Consider the following 16507-nt stretch of genomic DNA (forward strand, 5'->3'; position numbering starts at 1 on the left):
AGAATAGACACACGCCGGTGACCATTTGGTCCGCGCCACCGGTTTTTCCTCCGGCGACACCGTATTGGGGAGTTCCCGCATGCCTTCGAAACCCCGGCTCGCCCTGCTCGTGGCCGCCCTGCTCGGCCTGTCCACGCTCACCGCGTGCGGATCGTCCACATCGGACGCCTCGGGTGAGGTGGTGCTGCGCGTCGGCGACCAGACGGGCGCCACGCAGTCCCGGCTGAAGGCCGCCGGCTTGCTCGACAACCTGCCGTACCGGATCGAATGGTCGCAGTTCGCCGCGGCCGTCAACCTGCACGAGGCCCTGCGCGCCGACGCGATCGACATCGGCGGCGCCAACGACTCCCCCACGGTCACCGCGATCGCCGGCGGCTCGAAGATCAAGGTCGCCGCGGCCTGGAGCAACGGCGGCAAGGGCACCTACCTCCTGGTGCCGAAGGACAGCCCGGCCCGGACCGTCGCCGATCTCAAGGGCAAGCGCATCTCCCCCACCACCCGCGGCAGCGTCGCGCACTACCTGGTGATCGGCGCGCTGAAGCAGGCCGGGTTGTCGGACAAGGACGTCACGCTGAACTTCCTCGCCCCGGCCGAGGCGAACGGCGCCTTCTCGAGCGGCAACATCGACGCCTGGGCCACCTGGAGCGTCTACGCGGCCCGCGCCCGTGGCGAGCTCGGCGCCCGCGTGCTGTCCGACGGCGCCGGCATCAACTCCGGCCTCAACGTGCTTTCCGCGACCGACAAGGCGCTGGAAGACCCGCGCAAGCGCACCGCCATCCAGGACTTCGCGAGCCGCGTCGACAAGAGCTACACCTGGTCGAAGGACAACCCCGACGCGTTCGACAAGTGGTACGCAGGATTCGCGCACCAGCCGCTTGCCGTGGCCACCCAGGTCCGGCCGGACGAGACGACCTACCAGCGCATCCCGGTCGACGCCGCGCTCGCCGCCCAGCTGCAGAAGACCTACGACACCTGGGTCCAGCAGGGGCTGTTCCCCGGCGGCAAGAAGCTGAGCGAGTACCTCGACTCGGGGATCGATCCGCGGTGACGCGCGCCGTGGTCGTCCCTTCGGCCTCTCTGCCCGCGAGCACGCGCGCCCGGAGCCGCGGGTTCCCGTACCGCGCGGTCTCCTGGCTGACGCCGGTGGCCGTGCTCGCGCTCTGGGAACTGCTGGCCCGGACCGGTGTCCTGCCGAAGCAGGTGCTCCCGGCGCCGAGCAGTGTCCTGGCCAAGGCCGGGGACCTCCTCGCCGACGGCGAGCTGGTCACCAACCTCCTGGCCAGCCTGCAGCGTTCGGCCACCGGGTTCGCCATCGGCGCGAGCCTCGGTCTCGCGCTGGGCCTGCTCGTCGGGCTGTCCCGGGTGGCCGAAGCGCTGCTCGACCGCAGCATCCAGATGGTGCGCGCGGTCCCGTTCCTGGCGATCCTGCCGCTGGTCATCGTCTGGTTCGGGATCGGCGAGGCCGGGAAGATCTTCCTGATCTCGCTGGGCACCGCGGTCCCGCTGTACCTGACGACCGTGCTCGGCATCCGCCAGATCGACCCGAAGCTCCTCGAAATGACCGACGTCGTCGGCTTGGGCCGGGCCGCGCAGATCCGCTGGGTGGTTCTGCCGGGCGCCCTGCCCTCGATCCTGGGCGGGCTGCGGCTGTCGCTCACCGCGGCCTGGCTCGCGCTGGTCATCGCGGAGACCCTCGGCGCCGACGCCGGGCTCGGGTTCATGGCCACCAACGCCCGGGAGTTCCTGCAGACCGACGTGATCGTGCTCGTCGTCATCATCTACGCCGTGATCGGGATCCTCTGTGACCTCGTCACCCGCCTGCTCGAACGCCGCCTGCTGCGCTGGCACCCCACCTACGCCCGCCTGACCGCCTGAGGAACCCCCATGACGCTCTCACGCCGAACGTTCCTGACCGCTGCCGGCCTCGCCGCGCTGTCCGCCCCGCTCGCCGCCTGCGCCACCGGCTCGGCCGGCGGCGCCACCCAGGGCAAGGTCCGCCTGACCTACAGCACGATCTCCGTGCCGAAAGCCCGTGGTGTGCTGGAGAAGACGCTCAAGGACCAGGGCATCACGGTCGAGTGGGTCGGACCGTTCCCCAACCACGCGCCGACCCTGCAGGCCGTGGTCGGCGGCACCGCGGACTTCAGCTTCGGCGGCAGCACCACCCCCGCCGACCAGGCGATCCTCTCCGGCGCCGACCTCGTCTACGTCGCCTGGGCGGCGTCCACACCGCGGACGACGGCGATCGTCGCGGGCGCGAACACCGGCATTCAGAAGGTGACGGACCTCGTCGGCAAGACCGTCGCGGTCAACAAAGCCGGGCTCGGCGAGTTCCTTCTCGTGGCCGCGCTGGAGAAGTACAACGTGCCGCGCGAGTCCGTCAAGGTTACCTACCTCAACCCGCCCGAGGCCTCGGCCGCGTTCGGCGCCGGGAAGATCGACGCCTGGGCCATCTGGCAGGGCTTCCGCGAGATCGCCGAGGTCCAGTACGGCGCCAAAGCGATCTTCGTCGACGGGGACGAGCTGGACTTCCAGATCGACTTCACCAGCTACCTCGTCCGCCGCGAGTACGCCGAGCAGAACGCCGACACGATCCGCAAGGTGATCAGCGCGTTCCAGGCCGACTACGAGTGGCAGAACCAGAACTACAAGCAGTCCCTCGACATCGGCAACGCCGTCTCGCACTACCCGCAGGCCGTCCTGGACCGGATGGCTGCGAAGAACGTCCAGACCAAGCTGTCGCTCATCAACGACGACGGCATCGCGCAGCTGCAGCGCGGCGCCGACTGGCTGACCCAGCGGAAGATCCTCAGCGGCCCGATCACCATCGCCGACCATGCGGTGAAGCTGTGACGACCGCCGTGCGCGTGCGCGCGCTGACCAAGAGCTTCGGGGACCGGACCGTCCTCAACGGACTCGATCTCGACATCGCGCCGGGCGAGTTCGTCGCGCTGATCGGCGAAAGCGGCTGCGGCAAAACGACTTTGCTGCGGCTGCTGGCCGGACTCGACGAGCCCGACGGCGGTGAGCTGACCGCCCCGCCCGAGCGGATGGTGGTGTTCCAGGAGCACCGGCTGCTGCCGTGGCGGCCGGTGTGGCAGAACGTGGCGGTCGGCCTCCCCCGCGCCGGGGCGCGCGAGGCCGCGGCCCGGGCGCTGGCCGAGGTCGGCCTGACCGGGCACGCCGACGCCTGGCCCGCGACCCTGTCCGGCGGTGAAGCCCAGCGCGTCGCCCTCGCCCGGGCGCTGGTCCGCGAGCCGCGCCTGCTGCTGCTCGACGAGCCGTTCGCCGCGCTGGACGCGCTGACCCGGATCAAGATGCACGCCCTGGTCCGGCACCTGGTCGACGTCCACCGCCCCGCGGTCCTGCTGGTGACCCACGACGTCGACGAGGCGATCTTGCTCGCTGACCGGGTCGTGGCGCTGCGCGAAGGCACACTCGCCGCCGAGCACCGGGTCGCCTTCGAGGGAGAACGCAGCCGCCGCAACCCCGAGTTCGAGGAGCTCCGCTACCGGCTGCTCGCGGAACTCGGGGTGGCCGCCGACGCCGAACTCGCGGAGACGCGGTGACCCCCGACCTCGAGCTGACCGCCGACGTGCTCGTCGTCGGCGGCGGGCTCGCCGCGACCTGGACCGCCTTGGCCGCGGCCCAGGCCGGTGGGACCGTCGTCCTCGCCGACAAGGGTTACTGCGGCACCAGCGGTGTCACGGCCACCGCCGGGGTGACGCACTGGTTCGTGCCACCCGGCCGCCACGAGCAGGCGGTCGCGGAACGGCACGCGCACGCCGGTGGCCTCGCCGACCCCGAACAGGCGTTGCGCGTCCTGCGCACGACCTGGGAGCGACTGCCCACTTTGGACAAGTACTATCCGTTCCCGGTCCGCGACGGCGAGCCCGACCGGACCAACAACGTGCGCGGCCCGGAGTACCTGCGGGCGATGCGCGGCCTGATCCACCGGGCCGGCGTCCGGATCTTCGACCACCACCCGGCGCTGGAACTGCTGCTGCGCCCGGACGGCTCGGTGGGCGGCGCGGCCGGGGTACGCCGTCAAGCCGGCGGCGCCTGGCGGGTCCACGCGGGCGCGGTCGTGCTGGCCACCGGCGGGACGGCGTTCCGGTCCAACCTGCTCGGCTCGCGCGGCAACACCGGCGACGGGCACCTGATGGCCGTCGAAGCCGGCGCCCGGCTGTCGGGTATGGAGTTCTCGAACTACTACACGCTCGCCCCGGCGTTCTCGACGATGGCGCGGTCGATGTCGTACCTCTTCGGCACCTACACCGACGCCGACGGCGGGGAGATCGAGCTGGGCCGGGACCGCAACCGGGACCTCGGTGCCGCGCTGCTGCGCGGTCCCGTGTTCGCCACCCTCGACCGGACGCCGGAGTGGGTGCGCCGGAAAATGCCGGTGGTGCAGCCGAACTTCCTGCTACCGTTCGCCCGGCGCGGCATCAACCCGTACACCGACCGGTTCGAGGTCACGCTGCTCGGCGAGGGGACGATCCGCGGGGTCGGCGGCCTGGAAGTCTCGGCTCCGGACGGCGCCACGGACGTGCCCGGCCTGTTCGCCGCGGGCGACGTCGCGAGCCGGGTGCCGGTGGTCGGCGCGATCTCCGGAGGTGGCTCACCGAACTCCGCGTGGGCGGTGTCGTCGGGCACCTGGGCCGGCCGCGCCGCGGTCCGTCACGCCCGTTCGGCCACTCCGGCGCCCCTGCACCCGGTGGGGCGCGCCGGGATCCGCCCGAGCGGCCGACCGGCCACCGTGGACACCACCGGCGTGGTCGACGTCGTGCGGGAGGAGCTCAACGCCTACAACAAGAACATGTTCCGCGACGAGCCGGGTCTCCGTGCCTCTTTGTCTACTTTGGATTCCCTGTGGACGGTCGTCGAAGGCGGGCTGACCGGCACCGGCCGCGACGCCGTCACCGCCCGCGAAACCGCGTCGCTGGTGGCCATGGGCCGCTGGGTCAAGACGGCAGCCCTGCGCCGGCCCGAGACCCGGGGCATGCACTGGCGCACCGACGACCCCGCCTGGCAGGAGGCCGCCGCGTGATCGAACTTGTGCTCGCCGACCGCTGCATCGAGTGTGACAAGTGCGTCCAGGTGTGCCCCAGTGACGTCTTCGACGCCGTCCCGGACGCGGCCCCGGTCATCGCCCGGCAGGGCGACTGCCAAACCTGCTTCCTCTGCGAGCTGTACTGCCCGGTCGACGCGCTGTTCGTCGACCCCGACTGCCGCACCCCGGTCGCGGCCGACGAGGAAGCCGTCCTGGCCACCGACTGGCCCGCCCAGTACCGGCGCGACTCCGGCTGGGGCCGCGCCCGCCGCACCCACCCCAACGAGAGCTGGCGGATGAGCGACATCTTCGCCGCCGCCCGCGCCCTAGGACAGGAGATCCCGTGACAGTCGAGTTCATCGGTTACGCCGCCGGCCGCCAGGCCAGCGAGATCGTCGCGCCGGAAGGCCCCATCATCCAGCCCGGCTACCTGCGCGAAGTCGCCCGCACCCACGAAGAAGCCGGGTTCGACCGCGTGCTCATCGCCCAGTCGGCGAGCAGCCCGGACGGGTTCATCCTCGCCGACCAGGTCCTGTCCGCCACCGAGCGGCTCGGCGTGCTACTCGCCCACCGGCCCGGGTTCGTCGCGCCCACCCAGCTGGCCCGCAAGTTGGCCACGCTCGACGCGTTCCACCCGGGCCGGATCGCCCTGCACGTCATCACCGGCGGCGACGACGCCGACCAGGCCCGCGACGGCGATTTCACCGACAAGCCCACCCGCTACCGCCGCACCGACGACTTCCTCGAGGTCGTGCGCAAAACGTGGGAAGGAGCCGAGCCGTTCGACCACAACGGCGAGTTCTACCAGGTCCGCGACGCCCGCTCGGACGTCCGGCCGGACCGGATCCCGGTCTACTTCGGCGGCGCGTCCGGCGATGCCATCCGCGTCGGCGCGAAGCACGCCGACGTCTACGCCTTCTGGGGTGAGCCCCTCGCCGGGATCGCCGAACGCATCAACCAGGTCCGCGCGGCCGCCGCACCGCACGGGCGCGCGCCCGCCTTCAGCGTCAGCCTCCGGCCGATCCCGGCGGCGACCGAAGCCGAGGCCTGGGTCCGGGCGCGTGACGTCCTGCGGCTCACCCAGGACTGCGTGCGCGACTTCAAGGGCATCCGCGACTCCAGCGCCGCCGTCGGATCGCAGCGCCTGCTCGAAGCCGCGGCGACCGGCGAGGTGCACGACGAGCGGCTCTGGACGGCGGTGGCGAAGACGACCGGCGCCGCCGGCAACTCGACCGCGCTGGTCGGCAGCTACGAACAGGTCGCGGACGCCCTGCTGGACTACGTCCGGCTCGGTGTCGGCACGCTGCTGATCCGCGGGTTCTCACCGCTGGCCGGCGCCCGGGACTACGGCACGCTGGTCCGCCTCGTCCGCGAGCGCGCCGGCGCGGTTACCGTCGGAGCATGAAGCCGAGCACGTCACACTGGGGCGCCTTCTCCGCCGAGGTCGACACCGACGGCCGGCTGCGGGTGGTCCCGCACCCGGCCGACCCGGCGCCGTCACCCCTGCTCGGGAACCTGGCCGCGGCGCTCGACCACCCGAGCCGGGTCACCCGCCCGGCGGTCCGCCGCGGCTGGCTGGAAGACGGGCCGGGGCCCGACGAGCGCCGCGGCCACGACGAGTTCGTCGAGGTGCCGTGGGACGAGGTCCTCGACCGGCTCGCCGCCGAACTCGGCCGGGTGCGCACCGAGCACGGCAACCAGGCGATCTTCGGCGGGTCCTACGGCTGGGCCAGCGCCGGGCGGTTCCACCACGCGCAGAGCCAGCTGCACCGGTTCCTGAACACGATCGGCGGTTTCACGGCGTCGCGCAACACCTACAGCAACGGGACGTCGTCGGTGCTGCTGCCGCACGTCGTCGGTGACGCGCACGCCGTGCTGCGCCAGGCGTCGACCTGGCCGACGATCGCCGAGCACACCGAACTGATCGTGGCTTTCGGGGGTGTGCCGGAGAAGAACGTGTTCGTCACCCCCGGCGGGGTCACCGAACACGGCACGCCCGGGCACCTCGCCCGGCTGCGTGCCCGGGTCGCGCTCGTCAGCCCGCTGCGGGACGACCTGCCGTCCACAGTGGACGCGCGGTGGTACCCGATCCGGCCGGCGACCGACACCGCGCTGATGCTCGGCCTGGCGCACACCCTCGCCACGGAAGGCCTGCACGACAAGGATTTCCTGAACCGCTACTGCGTCGGTTACCCGGAGTTCGAGCGGTACCTCCTGGAGACCGGCAAGGACGCGCGCTGGGCGAGCGGGATCACCCAGATCCCGGAAGCCGACATCGTCGCGCTCGCCCGGGAGATGGCCACGCACCGGACGCTGGTCACGGTGACCTGGTCGTTGCAGCGCATCGAGCACGGCGAACAGCCGGTGTGGGCGGGCATCGCGCTGGCCGCGATGCTGGGGCAGATCGGGCTGCCCGGCGGCGGGTTCGGCCACGGGTACGGCTCGATGGGCGACGTCGGCGACACCGGCCCGGAGCTCCGGACACCGCACCTGCCGCAGGGCGTCAACCCCGTCGAGGAGTTCATCCCGGTCGCCCGGATCGCCGACCTGCTGCTGCACCCCGGCGCTTCGTACGACTACAACGGTGAAGTCCGGCGGTACCCGGACACGCGGCTCGTCTACTGGGCGGGCGGCAACCCGTTCCACCACCACCAGGACCTCAACCGGCTGCGCCGCGCCTTCGCCCGGCCGGACACCGTGGTGGTGCACGAGCCGTTCTGGACGGCCACGGCCCGCCACGCCGACGTCGTCCTGCCGGTCACGACGGCCTTGGAGCGCGAGGACCTCGGCTCCGGCCGCCGCGACACGCACCTCATCGCAATGCACCGGATCGCCGAGCCCGCCGGAGAAGCTCGTGACGACTACGCGATCTTCGCGGCGCTGGCCGCGCGGCTCGGCGTCGACGCGGCGTTCACCGAAGGGCGTTCGCCGCGGCAGTGGCTCGAGCACCTGTACGGCGAATGGCGGGACAGCCCGTCCTTCGCGGAGTTCTGGGCGGCCGGCGAACTGCGGCTTCCACCGGGGCCGGCGCACCACACACTGTTCGCGGACTTCCGCGCCGACCCGGATGCACACCCGCTGAAGACGCCGAGCGGCCGGATCGAGATCACGTCGGCCGTCGTGGCCGGGTTCGGGTACGACGACTGCCCGGGTCACCCGGTCTGGTTGCCGCCGACGGAAACCGGGCCGCTGTACCTCATCGCGAACCAGCCGCGGACCCGGCTGCACAGCCAGCTCGACGCCGGCGAGGTCAGCCGCGCGGGGAAGGTGGCGGGCCGCGAGGCGATCCGCCTCAACCCGGCCGACGCCGCGGCCCGAGGCATCGCCTCCGGTGACGTGGTCCGGGTGTTCAACACGCGCGGGGCATGCCTGGCGGGCGCGGTCCTCGACGACGCCCTGCGCCCGGGGGTGGCCCAGCTCCCGACGGGAGCCTGGTTCGACCCGGTCGCCGGCCACCCGGCCGGCCCGCTGTGCGCGCACGGCAACCCGAACGTGCTGACGGCGGACGTGCCGTCGTCACGGCTGTCGCAGGGGTGCACCGGTCAGCACGCCGTGGTGGAGATCGAGCGGTTCGACGGCCCGGTCCCGGAGGTCACCGCGCTGCGGCCGCCACGCCGCGCGCCGTCGTGATCAGCGGCGCCCGGAGGGGTCGTGGGCCGCGCGGGAACGCTGCCGCGGAGCGGGGTCGGTCGGGCCGTCGGACGCCGGTGCCGGGGTGTAGAACGGCTGGAGGAACAGGCTGCCGTACCGGTTGTCCTGGGGTGTGGCGGGCGCGCCGGGGCGGGGTTCCTCGACGACGGGGTGGCTGAACAGCGAGCTGTCCACGGTTGAAGTAGTGATCAGATGGTCCTTTCGTGGTGCCGCCGGTGGGCGGCGGGGGTCATACCGGCTGCGGGACGCCGTCGGCCTCGCGGGCCGCGAGCGGCTGCGCGCCGGCTTCGTTCTCGTCCGGGTCCGCGGCGCTCGCCAGGGCGTGCTCCGCGTCGTCGGACGTGGTTTCCGGCGAGACGACCTGCAAGGTCAGCCGGTCCCGGTCCCAGCCGATCACCGTCAGGTGGCCGGGCTGCTGTGACCGGAATCCCTCGAGCCGCACGACGTGGCCGTCGAAGGTGAGCCGGCGATCGGGGGCCGGCCAGTCCGCGAGGTGGTAGGTGACGCGGTCGATCCGCCCGATCCGCGCGGCCACCTCGGTGAGCAGCGCAGGCAGCTCGGCGTCCAGGTCACGGGTCCGCGGCCACCACCCGCCGTCGACGTGTCCCGTGGTGGGCCCCGCCGGCTTCAGCCGCAGACGTGGTTCGGTGGCCGGTGCAGAGGAAGAACTGGTTTTCGGGCCCGACGGCATGTCGGTGCTCCCGTCCCCGGCCAGTGTACCGGCCGGACTGGGCCGAGGACGGCGCAGGTTCGACCACTCGCGCGCGAAATGCTCTCGGATGCCACCCACAGTACACGATGACTGCACGGCGTCACCGCGCCTGCACCAACCGGGACCGGGCGCCGCCCGCCGCTCAGGCGGTCACCGCACGCTCGACGTGCAGGGCGAGGAACGTGTACACCCGCCGGACCAGCTCGGGGTCTCCGCTCATGAGGTCGTACCCGTGGTCGACACCCTGGATGTCGTAGTGCTCCACCAGCGCGCCGGCCTCGGCGAGCTTGGCGGCGTAGGTGACGGCTTCGGCGCGCAGCCGGTCGAGTTCGCAGGTGATCACCAGCGCGGGCGCGATGCCGGCCAGGCCGTCGCCGTTGCCGCCCCACGCCGGGGACGCCAGCGGGTCCGTCCGGCGGGCGGCGTCGGGGATGTAGGCGGTGTCGAAGACTTCTCCCATCCACGGCCGGATCACCGCCCGCCGGCCCGGCGGCGCGGGCTTGTCCGCGGCCGGGGTGACCAGGTCGAGTGGCGGGTAATGCAGTACCTGCAAGGCAATCCCGGGCCCGCCGGCGCGCAGCGCGAGCCGGGACGCCGCCGCGGCGAGCGAGCCGCCGGCGCTCTGCCCGCCGACACACAGCCGGGCGCCCGCCCATTCGCGCCCGGGCGAGGCCGCCCACTCGAGCGCGTCGTGAACCTGTTCGCACGGCACGGGAAACCGCCGGTCCGGCGCGAGCGCGTAGTCGACGTTGACCACGAACACCCCGGCGTGCTCGGCGAGGTAGCGGCACAGCGGGTCGTCCCCGATCGGGCCGCCCACCACAAACCCGCCGCCGTGGGCGTTGACGTAGACGCCCCGTGCCGAGCCGCCCTCCGGCGGCCGGTAGAGCGTCGCGGGCATCGGGCCGTGGCGGGTCGGGACCGTGATTTCGGCGGTGCGGCCGGGAATCTCGGGGAACAGCGGCCGCGGTTTCATCGCACGCGCGGCGCCCGCCGCCATCAGGCGGGCCACTCCGTCGGCGACGAACGGCTTCGACAGGATCGACACGGGCGACCTCACTTCACGCGGATCTGGTGGAATTCGAGGGAAACCCCGAGCGGCCGGGCGCCGTCCAGCAGCGGGACGAGGGTGCCGGCGAGGACGGCGTCGTTGAGCCACGCGTACGGGCCTTCGGGCGCTTCGATGTGCGGGGTCGTGACGATGCCCTGCGCGGTGAAGGCGCCGGTGTTGGTCACGGTGAGCACCACCCCGTCGTCGGTGCGGATCAGGTACTGCGCCGTCACGACCGGGACGTTGTCGCTTCGCACGGCGCTCCAGTCCGCGCCGATGCCGAGCACTTCGCCGGTGATGCGCGGGCCCGTCACGCGGCCGCCGGTGATCGGGATGACGCGCCGGTGCCCGGCGGGTGTCACGCCGGCGTCGATCGGCTCGGCGATCAGCACTTCCAGCTTCGCCACCAGGTCCAGCACAAGCTCGGGGTGGGTCATGCGTCCCCTTCCGGAAGTCCGCCGAGGGTGTGCAGGAGCCGGACGAGCCGGTCGGTCAGCACCTCGGGATCGAGCGGGTCCTCGTCGCCGAGCAGCCAGGCGTTGATCAGCGCGCCGGCGCCGCCGGTGAGGAACACCGCAAGGTCGTCCACCGTCCCTTCGGGCACCCGGTCACCGAAGAGCTCCCGGACCACGTGCCGGTTGACCGGGGCGAGCAGGTCGCTCAGCGCGGTGGTCAGCGCGAACGCGCACGGGCCGGTGAGCAGCGCGCGGTAGAACGCGCGATGGTCGGCGAAGTGCCGGGCGGTGGCGAGCACCGCGGCCCGGCCGGACCGTTCGCCGAGCCGCAGTTCCCGCCGGGCGAGGTCGGTCGCCGCGGCGACCAGCAGCGCGTCCCGCTCACCGAAGTGCAGGTAGACGAGCTGGCGGCTGACCCCGGCGGCCTCGGCGAGGTCCGTGACGGGGACGTTCGCGCTGCCGCGGGTGGACACCAGCCGCACGGCCGCCGCGAACAACGCCGCGCGCGAACGCTCGGCCCGGAGCTCACGCCCGTCGGTGGTGGTGCTGCCCATCCGAACTTTATAGACAGGTGTCAAAGAACTTGCAAGTCCGCCGTCCGGCCCGGCTATTTGCGGACTGCAAATTGCAGATTCAATTCCGGCACGGCGGCTGTCACCAATCGGAAAATAAAGCCCGGCCAGGTTGCTCCGAACGGGCGTACTCAGAACCACCGCGGACACTTAACGTCACCCGGCAAGTGACCAGCCCGGACGGGAGAAAACCTTTTCATGACGATTGACCTGGCCTTGAAAGAAGCGATGAACATCCCCGGCGCCGTCGGCGTGACGCTCGTCGACTACGACAGCGGGATGTCCCTCGGTTCGCTGGGCGGCGGCGACTGGCTGGACCTGGACATCGCCGCGGCCGGCAACACCGAGGTCGTCCGCGCGAAACTGCGCGTGATGGCTTCCCTCGGGCTCGACGACAGCATCGAGGACATCCTCATCACCCTCCACCACCAGTACCACGTGATCCGGCCGCTGTCGGCCCGCGGCAACTCCACCCTGTTCCTCTACCTCGTGCTGGACCGCGAACGAGCGAACCTCGCGCTCGCCCGCCACAGCATCAAGCGCATCGAGACCAGCCTGTCCGTATGACGAGTGCCGACACCCACAACCAGTCCTTCCGCGCACCGCTTCCGGTGCGCCAGCCGTCGGCGAACCCCGGCCCGCCACCGGATCGGACGGTCCAGCGTCCCCCGCTCGACTCGGACCAGACACTCGAAGCGTTGCGCAAGATCCGGGAGCAGGTCGACCAGGTGGCCGGGCTGCTCGTGGCCACCCACGACGGCCTGGTCCTGGCCAAGGACATCGAGACCGTCGAGGCCGACAGCGTCGCCGCCATGTCGGCGGCGGCGACCGGGCTCGCCGCGCAGTTCACCGCCCAGGCCGGCATCGGCGAATCCCGCTGTGCGATGTTCGAAGGCAGCTCGGGCTACGTCTGCGTCTTCCCCGTCGAAGGATCACTCCTGCTCGTCGTGTTCGGCCAGCCGGAGATCACCATGGGACTGTTCACCCTGGCCGCCAAACAAGCGCTGACGCTGCTGCGACAGGCCGTCCTCGCGCCGGGAGGTGCACACCGGGCACAGCCGGCACCGTAACGGCTTCGCGCCGGACCCGGCCTCAGCGGTCCGGGCCGGCGCGCCGCGGTATCCACCGCCACAACGCCCCGGCCGCGGCAAAACCGACCAGGCCGCTCGCCACGATCCCGGCGCCGAGGCCGGCCAGTGCGGTCACCGCGGACAGGATCAGGGGACCGACGCCGGAGCCGATGTCGGCGAGCTCGTTCCAGATCCCGAGGTGCGTGGGCCGGCCCACCCGCGGCGACACGTCGGCGCCGAGCGTCATCACGATGCCCGACCCGATGCCGTTGCCGAACCCCATCACCATCGCCGCCACCGTCAGCGAAACCGCGCCGCCCGCGAACGGCATGACGACGAACGACACCCCCAGCACGAGTGTCGCGGGCACCGCCACCCAGCGCCGCCCGTAGCGGTCCATCACCTTCCCGGCCGGGTAGAACGTCAGCGCGTCGACGGCTCCGGCGACGCCGTAGATGATCGAGCTGGTCGTCGGCGACAGCCCGAGGTGCGCCGCCCACAGTGGCACCACCGTCTGCCGGGTCTGCCGGATCGCCGACAGCAACAGGATCCCGGCGCCCAGCGTCGCGTACACCCGCCACCGCTGCTTGAGCATCCCGCGCGTCGTGACGGCGGACGCGTCGGCCCGGTCGTCGGCGGTGACCTCCAGGTCGGGCACCCGGAACACCAGGACGCCGGCGGCCACGATCGCGGCCAGGCTCACGTAGTACGCGCCCGGCAGCCCGGCGACCTGCATCGCCGCGGCCCCGGCGAACGGCCCGAGGAACATGCCCACGCGCATGCTCCCGCCCAGCGTCGACAACGCCCGGGCACGCATGTGCAGCGGGACGATCTCGGTCAGGTACGACTGGCGGGCCAGGCTGTAGACCGCGCTCGCCACCCCGATCAGCAGGATGCCGAAGCCGTAGAGCAGCAGCGACCACGGCCCGCGGCCCAGGTCGGCCAGGCAGGTCAGGACGCCCGTGACCATGATGGCCGCCGCCAGGAGCATCGACCGGCGTTCGCCGATCCGGGTCGCGAGCACCCCGGCCGGGATGTTCGCGGCCAGCGACCCGACCCCGAGCAGCGCGGTGATCAGCGCGGCCGTCGGGGTGCTCGCCCCGCGGTCGATCGCGCTCAGCGCGACGACCGGCAGCACGGCCCCCTCGGACAGCCCGAACAGGGCTGCCGGCCCGTACGCCGCCGCGGCGACCGAACGCAGGCGGAAGTCTTCGACCATGTCCGGTCATCATGCGCGACCGAGGCGGCCGTCCGGCGGCCGGAGTGATCAATGTCGCGTCGTGAATTCGCCGGTTGACCAGAGCATTTCGGACTTACCGTCCCGGGTCAGGCCCCGACGTCGGGGATGTCCCGCGGGGGCCGCAGCGTGACGTCGGGGACGACCCGCCGGAGCGTCAACGGGATCACCACGGCCCGGTGCACCACCGAGATGTGGCCGCTGAGCACCTGGGCGAGCAGGATCACCAGGACCAGCACCAGCGGGGTCCGCCAGCTCCCGGTGTGCGTGTGCAGCCAGCCGCAGGCCAGCACGCCGAAGCCGGCGATCACGTACCCCACACCCTGGACCACGGCGGACAGCGACAGCGAACTGTCCTTGCTGCGCAACGAGATCGTCGTGAGGACGAACGCGAGTGAGCCCATGCCCAGGCCGGTGGCCCCGGCCCACACCCACGGCGCGGCCGCCGGGGCGAAGAGCAGGCCGGCCACGCCAATGACGTTGGGCGTGGCCAGGACGACGACGAGCAGCGTCTGGTTGCGCCACCGGCGGGTCCAGCCCGGAACCAGCCACATCATCGGCAGTCCCATGGCCATCGACAACGCGAGGCAGGCGCCCGCGGTCGCCGGTGAAACCCCTGCGGCACGCAGGATGCCGGGCAGCCAGCCCATGACGAGGAACGTCACCGTCGAGATGAGTCCGAAGTGGATGGTGAGGGCGACGGCCCGTTCCGGTTTTCCCGCTCGGCGTGGTGCGACGAATTCGCCGGGGGTGCGGTGCCAGACCTGCTGGGCGAGCAGGGCCACCACCACCCACAGGCCCAGACCGATCCGCCAGGACGAGGACAGCACCGCCATCGGGGTCAGCAGCGCCCCGGCCGTGCTGCCCATGCCGAGCCCGAGCGGGTAGGCGGAAGACCCCTGGGCCAGCAACGGGAGCATGGTGCCGAGCACCGCGATGGACAGGCACGCCAGGGTGGTCCCGGCCAGCAGCGGGATCGGTCCGCCGAGGACCCGCCCGAACAGCGACACGGCCAGCCCGGCCAGGGACACGGTGACGGTCCGATGTGTTCCGACGCGCCCGCACAGCCAGGGTGTCGCCCAGCCGCCGAGACCGATCGCCCACAGGGGCAGCGCGACGAGGATGGCGGCGACCAGGGATGCGGCAACGGAGATGTCCGGCAGGGCCGCGCCCAGGCTGGTCACCGCCGGCCGGAGGTTGAGGGCCAATACGAAGATCACGGCGGCGGAAACGGCGGGGGCACGGGACATCGCTCCTCCTCGGCCTCGAGGTCCGGAGCGTCGAGCTCCGTCAAGCCATGCGTTGCGGCATGAGTGAGTCAGATCCGTCCGTCATTGACGTGGGCGTGAACTTCCGCTGAACGACCGAAGGGGTCGATTCGAGGGGCGGAGATTCCGCCGGGATGAACAGAAGGCCGGGTGGCGGCACCATTCTTGACCAGCACCCGAGACGTTTTCGTCCGGCCCGCACGTGTTTTGGACGGGTCGGACGACAACGCGGCATTTTCGCCGCGCCAAAATAGAAGTCGCTGAGCTGTTCGCCGGTAGCAAGAAACCCACCTCGGGTTCCCCGGAAACAATTTAACCGGAGCGGACCGTGCAAAACCAGAGCCGGAGCATGACACGTAGGTTGCGGTTGAGTAACCGCTCTCGCCCGATCCGGCACGGAGGGTGACGGAGTCGGCGTGGACGCTGGCAATCGTGGCTCCGGAAGGGGTTGACGCCGACGTTCCGGTTACCGGGAGGCGCGTTCGCCGTCATCTCGGTTTCTCCGGATTTCGTGCCTGCGCCGTCCTTCAACCGGGGTTGGCCGCGGAATCGGCTTTGCCGGCAGCCGATTCCGGACGTCATCGACAGATTCGATTTGCCGAGCCCACGTCGACCGCTCCCCGATATCCACAAAGGACACGCAGTTCCTCCCCGAACACCTCCAGAGTCACGGCTTCGGGCTCCGGCCCTGCACGCCGGTGTCGAGCGCGTCCTCCGGCGTACCACCACTCCCCCGCGCCGACCGCCCATCGGCCTGGTGTCGCTCAGGACTTGACGTCACCGGGTCCGAGCAGCTCCTGCAGCTCCGGCAGCAAAGCGCCGAGATCCTTCGTCGTCCGGAAGACCACAAGGGAGCTTTCGTCGCCGTCGGACCGGGTGAACAGGGCGACGGTCTCGGCCATCGCGGCGTCGAACTCCTGCTCCGGAGCGCTCGCCTGCCCGCGCAGCCATCGCCGCAGCACGTGGTTGTGCGCGGTCACGACGGCGCCGGCCATCAGCTCGGCGCGCAGCGCGGTCTCCGCGGTCCCGCCCATCCAGCGGTGCAGGAACCCGCGGAAGAGGCGTTGGTACTGCTGGACTCCCGCGATCTCGCGGTCGCGCAGCGCCGGGACGCTGCTGGTCAGCCGGTAGCGGGTGCGGGCCCGCTCCCCCTCGGCGAGGTAGTGCTGGAGGACGAGCCGGGACGCCTCGGTCACGGCGAGCAGCGCCGTGCGCGGGGTGGAGCCGGACAAGCGGGCCTCGATGGCGCCGAGCAGGACCTCGTGATCGGGGAAGATCACGTCCTCCTTGGCCCGGAACGCGCGGAAGAACGTCGTGCGGCCCACACCGGCGCGTTCGGTGATGTCGTCGACCGTCGTCTGGTCGTAACCGCGCTCGCCGAACAGCTCGAACGCCGCCTCGATCAGGCGCTCCTTCGCGGACATCGCACTCCTCCCGT

18 protein-coding genes are annotated in these 16507 nt (G+C 71.8%); 10 read left to right on the forward strand and 8 right to left on the reverse strand.

The annotated features are described in order from the left end of the window. Positions 1 to 79: 79 nt before the first annotated feature. The 8 genes from ACIA5G_RS13985 to ACIA5G_RS14020 are packed head-to-tail and all read left to right on the forward strand — an operon-like array spanning position 80 to position 8683. Positions 80 to 1048, forward strand: a complete 969-nt coding sequence (locus tag ACIA5G_RS13985) for an ABC transporter substrate-binding protein (protein ID WP_395923221.1) — start codon at positions 80 to 82, stop codon at positions 1046 to 1048. Then, complete coding sequence (locus tag ACIA5G_RS13990; protein WP_395923222.1) at positions 1045 to 1875, forward strand: ABC transporter permease subunit; 831 nt, start codon at positions 1045 to 1047, stop codon at positions 1873 to 1875. Before ACIA5G_RS13985 ends, ACIA5G_RS13990 begins: the two co-directional genes overlap by 4 nt. A 9-nt stretch (positions 1876 to 1884) precedes the next feature. Next, positions 1885 to 2853, forward strand: coding sequence for an aliphatic sulfonate ABC transporter substrate-binding protein (locus ACIA5G_RS13995; RefSeq protein ID WP_395923224.1), 969 nt, complete (start codon positions 1885 to 1887; stop codon positions 2851 to 2853). After that, positions 2850 to 3569 carry an ABC transporter ATP-binding protein gene (locus tag ACIA5G_RS14000; RefSeq protein ID WP_395923225.1) on the forward strand — a complete coding sequence of 240 codons (720 nt, stop codon included), beginning with the start codon at positions 2850 to 2852 and terminating at the stop codon, positions 3567 to 3569. Before ACIA5G_RS13995 ends, ACIA5G_RS14000 begins: the two co-directional genes overlap by 4 nt. After that, the gene (locus ACIA5G_RS14005) at positions 3566 to 5050 is read left to right on the forward strand and encodes an FAD-binding protein (RefSeq protein WP_395923226.1); all 1485 of its coding nucleotides are present in this window, start codon (positions 3566 to 3568) and stop codon (positions 5048 to 5050) included. Before ACIA5G_RS14000 ends, ACIA5G_RS14005 begins: the two co-directional genes overlap by 4 nt. Beyond that, complete coding sequence (locus tag ACIA5G_RS14010; RefSeq protein ID WP_395923228.1) at positions 5047 to 5400, forward strand: 4Fe-4S binding protein; 354 nt, start codon at positions 5047 to 5049, stop codon at positions 5398 to 5400. Before ACIA5G_RS14005 ends, ACIA5G_RS14010 begins: the two co-directional genes overlap by 4 nt. After that, positions 5397 to 6458, forward strand: coding sequence for an LLM class flavin-dependent oxidoreductase (locus ACIA5G_RS14015; RefSeq protein ID WP_395923229.1), 1062 nt, complete (start codon positions 5397 to 5399; stop codon positions 6456 to 6458). Before ACIA5G_RS14010 ends, ACIA5G_RS14015 begins: the two co-directional genes overlap by 4 nt. After that, positions 6455 to 8683: a molybdopterin-dependent oxidoreductase gene (locus ACIA5G_RS14020; RefSeq protein ID WP_395923230.1), complete on the forward strand. Its 2229-nt coding sequence runs from the start codon at positions 6455 to 6457 to the stop codon at positions 8681 to 8683. The genes ACIA5G_RS14015 and ACIA5G_RS14020 overlap by 4 nt, the downstream gene beginning before the upstream one ends. Here ACIA5G_RS14020 and ACIA5G_RS14025 read toward each other — a convergent pair whose 3' ends face one another. The 5 genes from ACIA5G_RS14025 to ACIA5G_RS14045 all read right to left on the reverse strand — a co-directional run bounded on the left by ACIA5G_RS14025 (position 8684) and on the right by ACIA5G_RS14045 (position 11476). After that, the gene (locus ACIA5G_RS14025) at positions 8684 to 8878 is read right to left on the reverse strand and encodes a hypothetical protein (RefSeq protein ID WP_395923232.1); all 195 of its coding nucleotides are present in this window, start codon (positions 8876 to 8878) and stop codon (positions 8684 to 8686) included. Between the two features lie 55 nt (positions 8879 to 8933). Further along, positions 8934 to 9395 (reverse strand): DUF5994 family protein, encoded by a 462-nt coding sequence (locus ACIA5G_RS14030; protein WP_395923234.1) that lies wholly within the window; start codon positions 9393 to 9395, stop codon positions 8934 to 8936. Between the two features lie 163 nt (positions 9396 to 9558). Then, positions 9559 to 10464: an alpha/beta hydrolase fold domain-containing protein gene (locus ACIA5G_RS14035; RefSeq protein ID WP_395923235.1), complete on the reverse strand. Its 906-nt coding sequence runs from the start codon at positions 10462 to 10464 to the stop codon at positions 9559 to 9561. 8 nt (positions 10465 to 10472) lie between these two features. Beyond that, a complete protein-coding gene (locus tag ACIA5G_RS14040; protein WP_395923236.1) occupies positions 10473 to 10904 on the reverse strand; it encodes a DUF3237 family protein in 432 nt (143 codons plus the stop codon). Further along, a complete protein-coding gene (locus ACIA5G_RS14045; RefSeq protein ID WP_395923237.1) occupies positions 10901 to 11476 on the reverse strand; it encodes a TetR/AcrR family transcriptional regulator in 576 nt (191 codons plus the stop codon). The genes ACIA5G_RS14040 and ACIA5G_RS14045 overlap by 4 nt, the downstream gene beginning before the upstream one ends. 216 nt (positions 11477 to 11692) lie before the next feature. Here ACIA5G_RS14045 and ACIA5G_RS14050 point away from each other — a divergent pair, with 216 nt between their 5' ends. Both ACIA5G_RS14050 and ACIA5G_RS14055 read left to right on the forward strand, forming a co-directional pair. Beyond that, positions 11693 to 12061, forward strand: a complete 369-nt coding sequence (locus ACIA5G_RS14050) for a hypothetical protein (protein ID WP_395923239.1) — start codon at positions 11693 to 11695, stop codon at positions 12059 to 12061. Beyond that, a complete protein-coding gene (locus ACIA5G_RS14055; protein ID WP_395923241.1) occupies positions 12058 to 12564 on the forward strand; it encodes a roadblock/LC7 domain-containing protein in 507 nt (168 codons plus the stop codon). Before ACIA5G_RS14050 ends, ACIA5G_RS14055 begins: the two co-directional genes overlap by 4 nt. 22 nt (positions 12565 to 12586) lie before the next feature. Here the strand turns inward: ACIA5G_RS14055 and ACIA5G_RS14060 are convergent, their stop codons facing one another. From ACIA5G_RS14060 to ACIA5G_RS14070, 3 genes are all read right to left on the reverse strand, one after another. Further along, a complete protein-coding gene (locus ACIA5G_RS14060; RefSeq protein WP_395923243.1) occupies positions 12587 to 13783 on the reverse strand; it encodes an MFS transporter in 1197 nt (398 codons plus the stop codon). A 107-nt stretch (positions 13784 to 13890) separates the two neighbouring features. Then, entirely contained in the window at positions 13891 to 15051 is a 1161-nt protein-coding gene (locus ACIA5G_RS14065; RefSeq protein WP_395923245.1) for an MFS transporter, read from the reverse strand. Positions 15052 to 15833: 782 nt separating this feature from the next. Continuing rightward, complete coding sequence (locus ACIA5G_RS14070) at positions 15834 to 16493, reverse strand: TetR/AcrR family transcriptional regulator (protein WP_395923246.1); 660 nt, start codon at positions 16491 to 16493, stop codon at positions 15834 to 15836. Positions 16494 to 16507 lie beyond the last annotated feature (14 nt).

Origin of the sequence: Amycolatopsis sp. NPDC051758 (genome assembly GCF_044453095.1) — a bacterium.
Lineage (GTDB): Bacteria > Actinomycetota > Actinomycetes > Mycobacteriales > Pseudonocardiaceae > Amycolatopsis.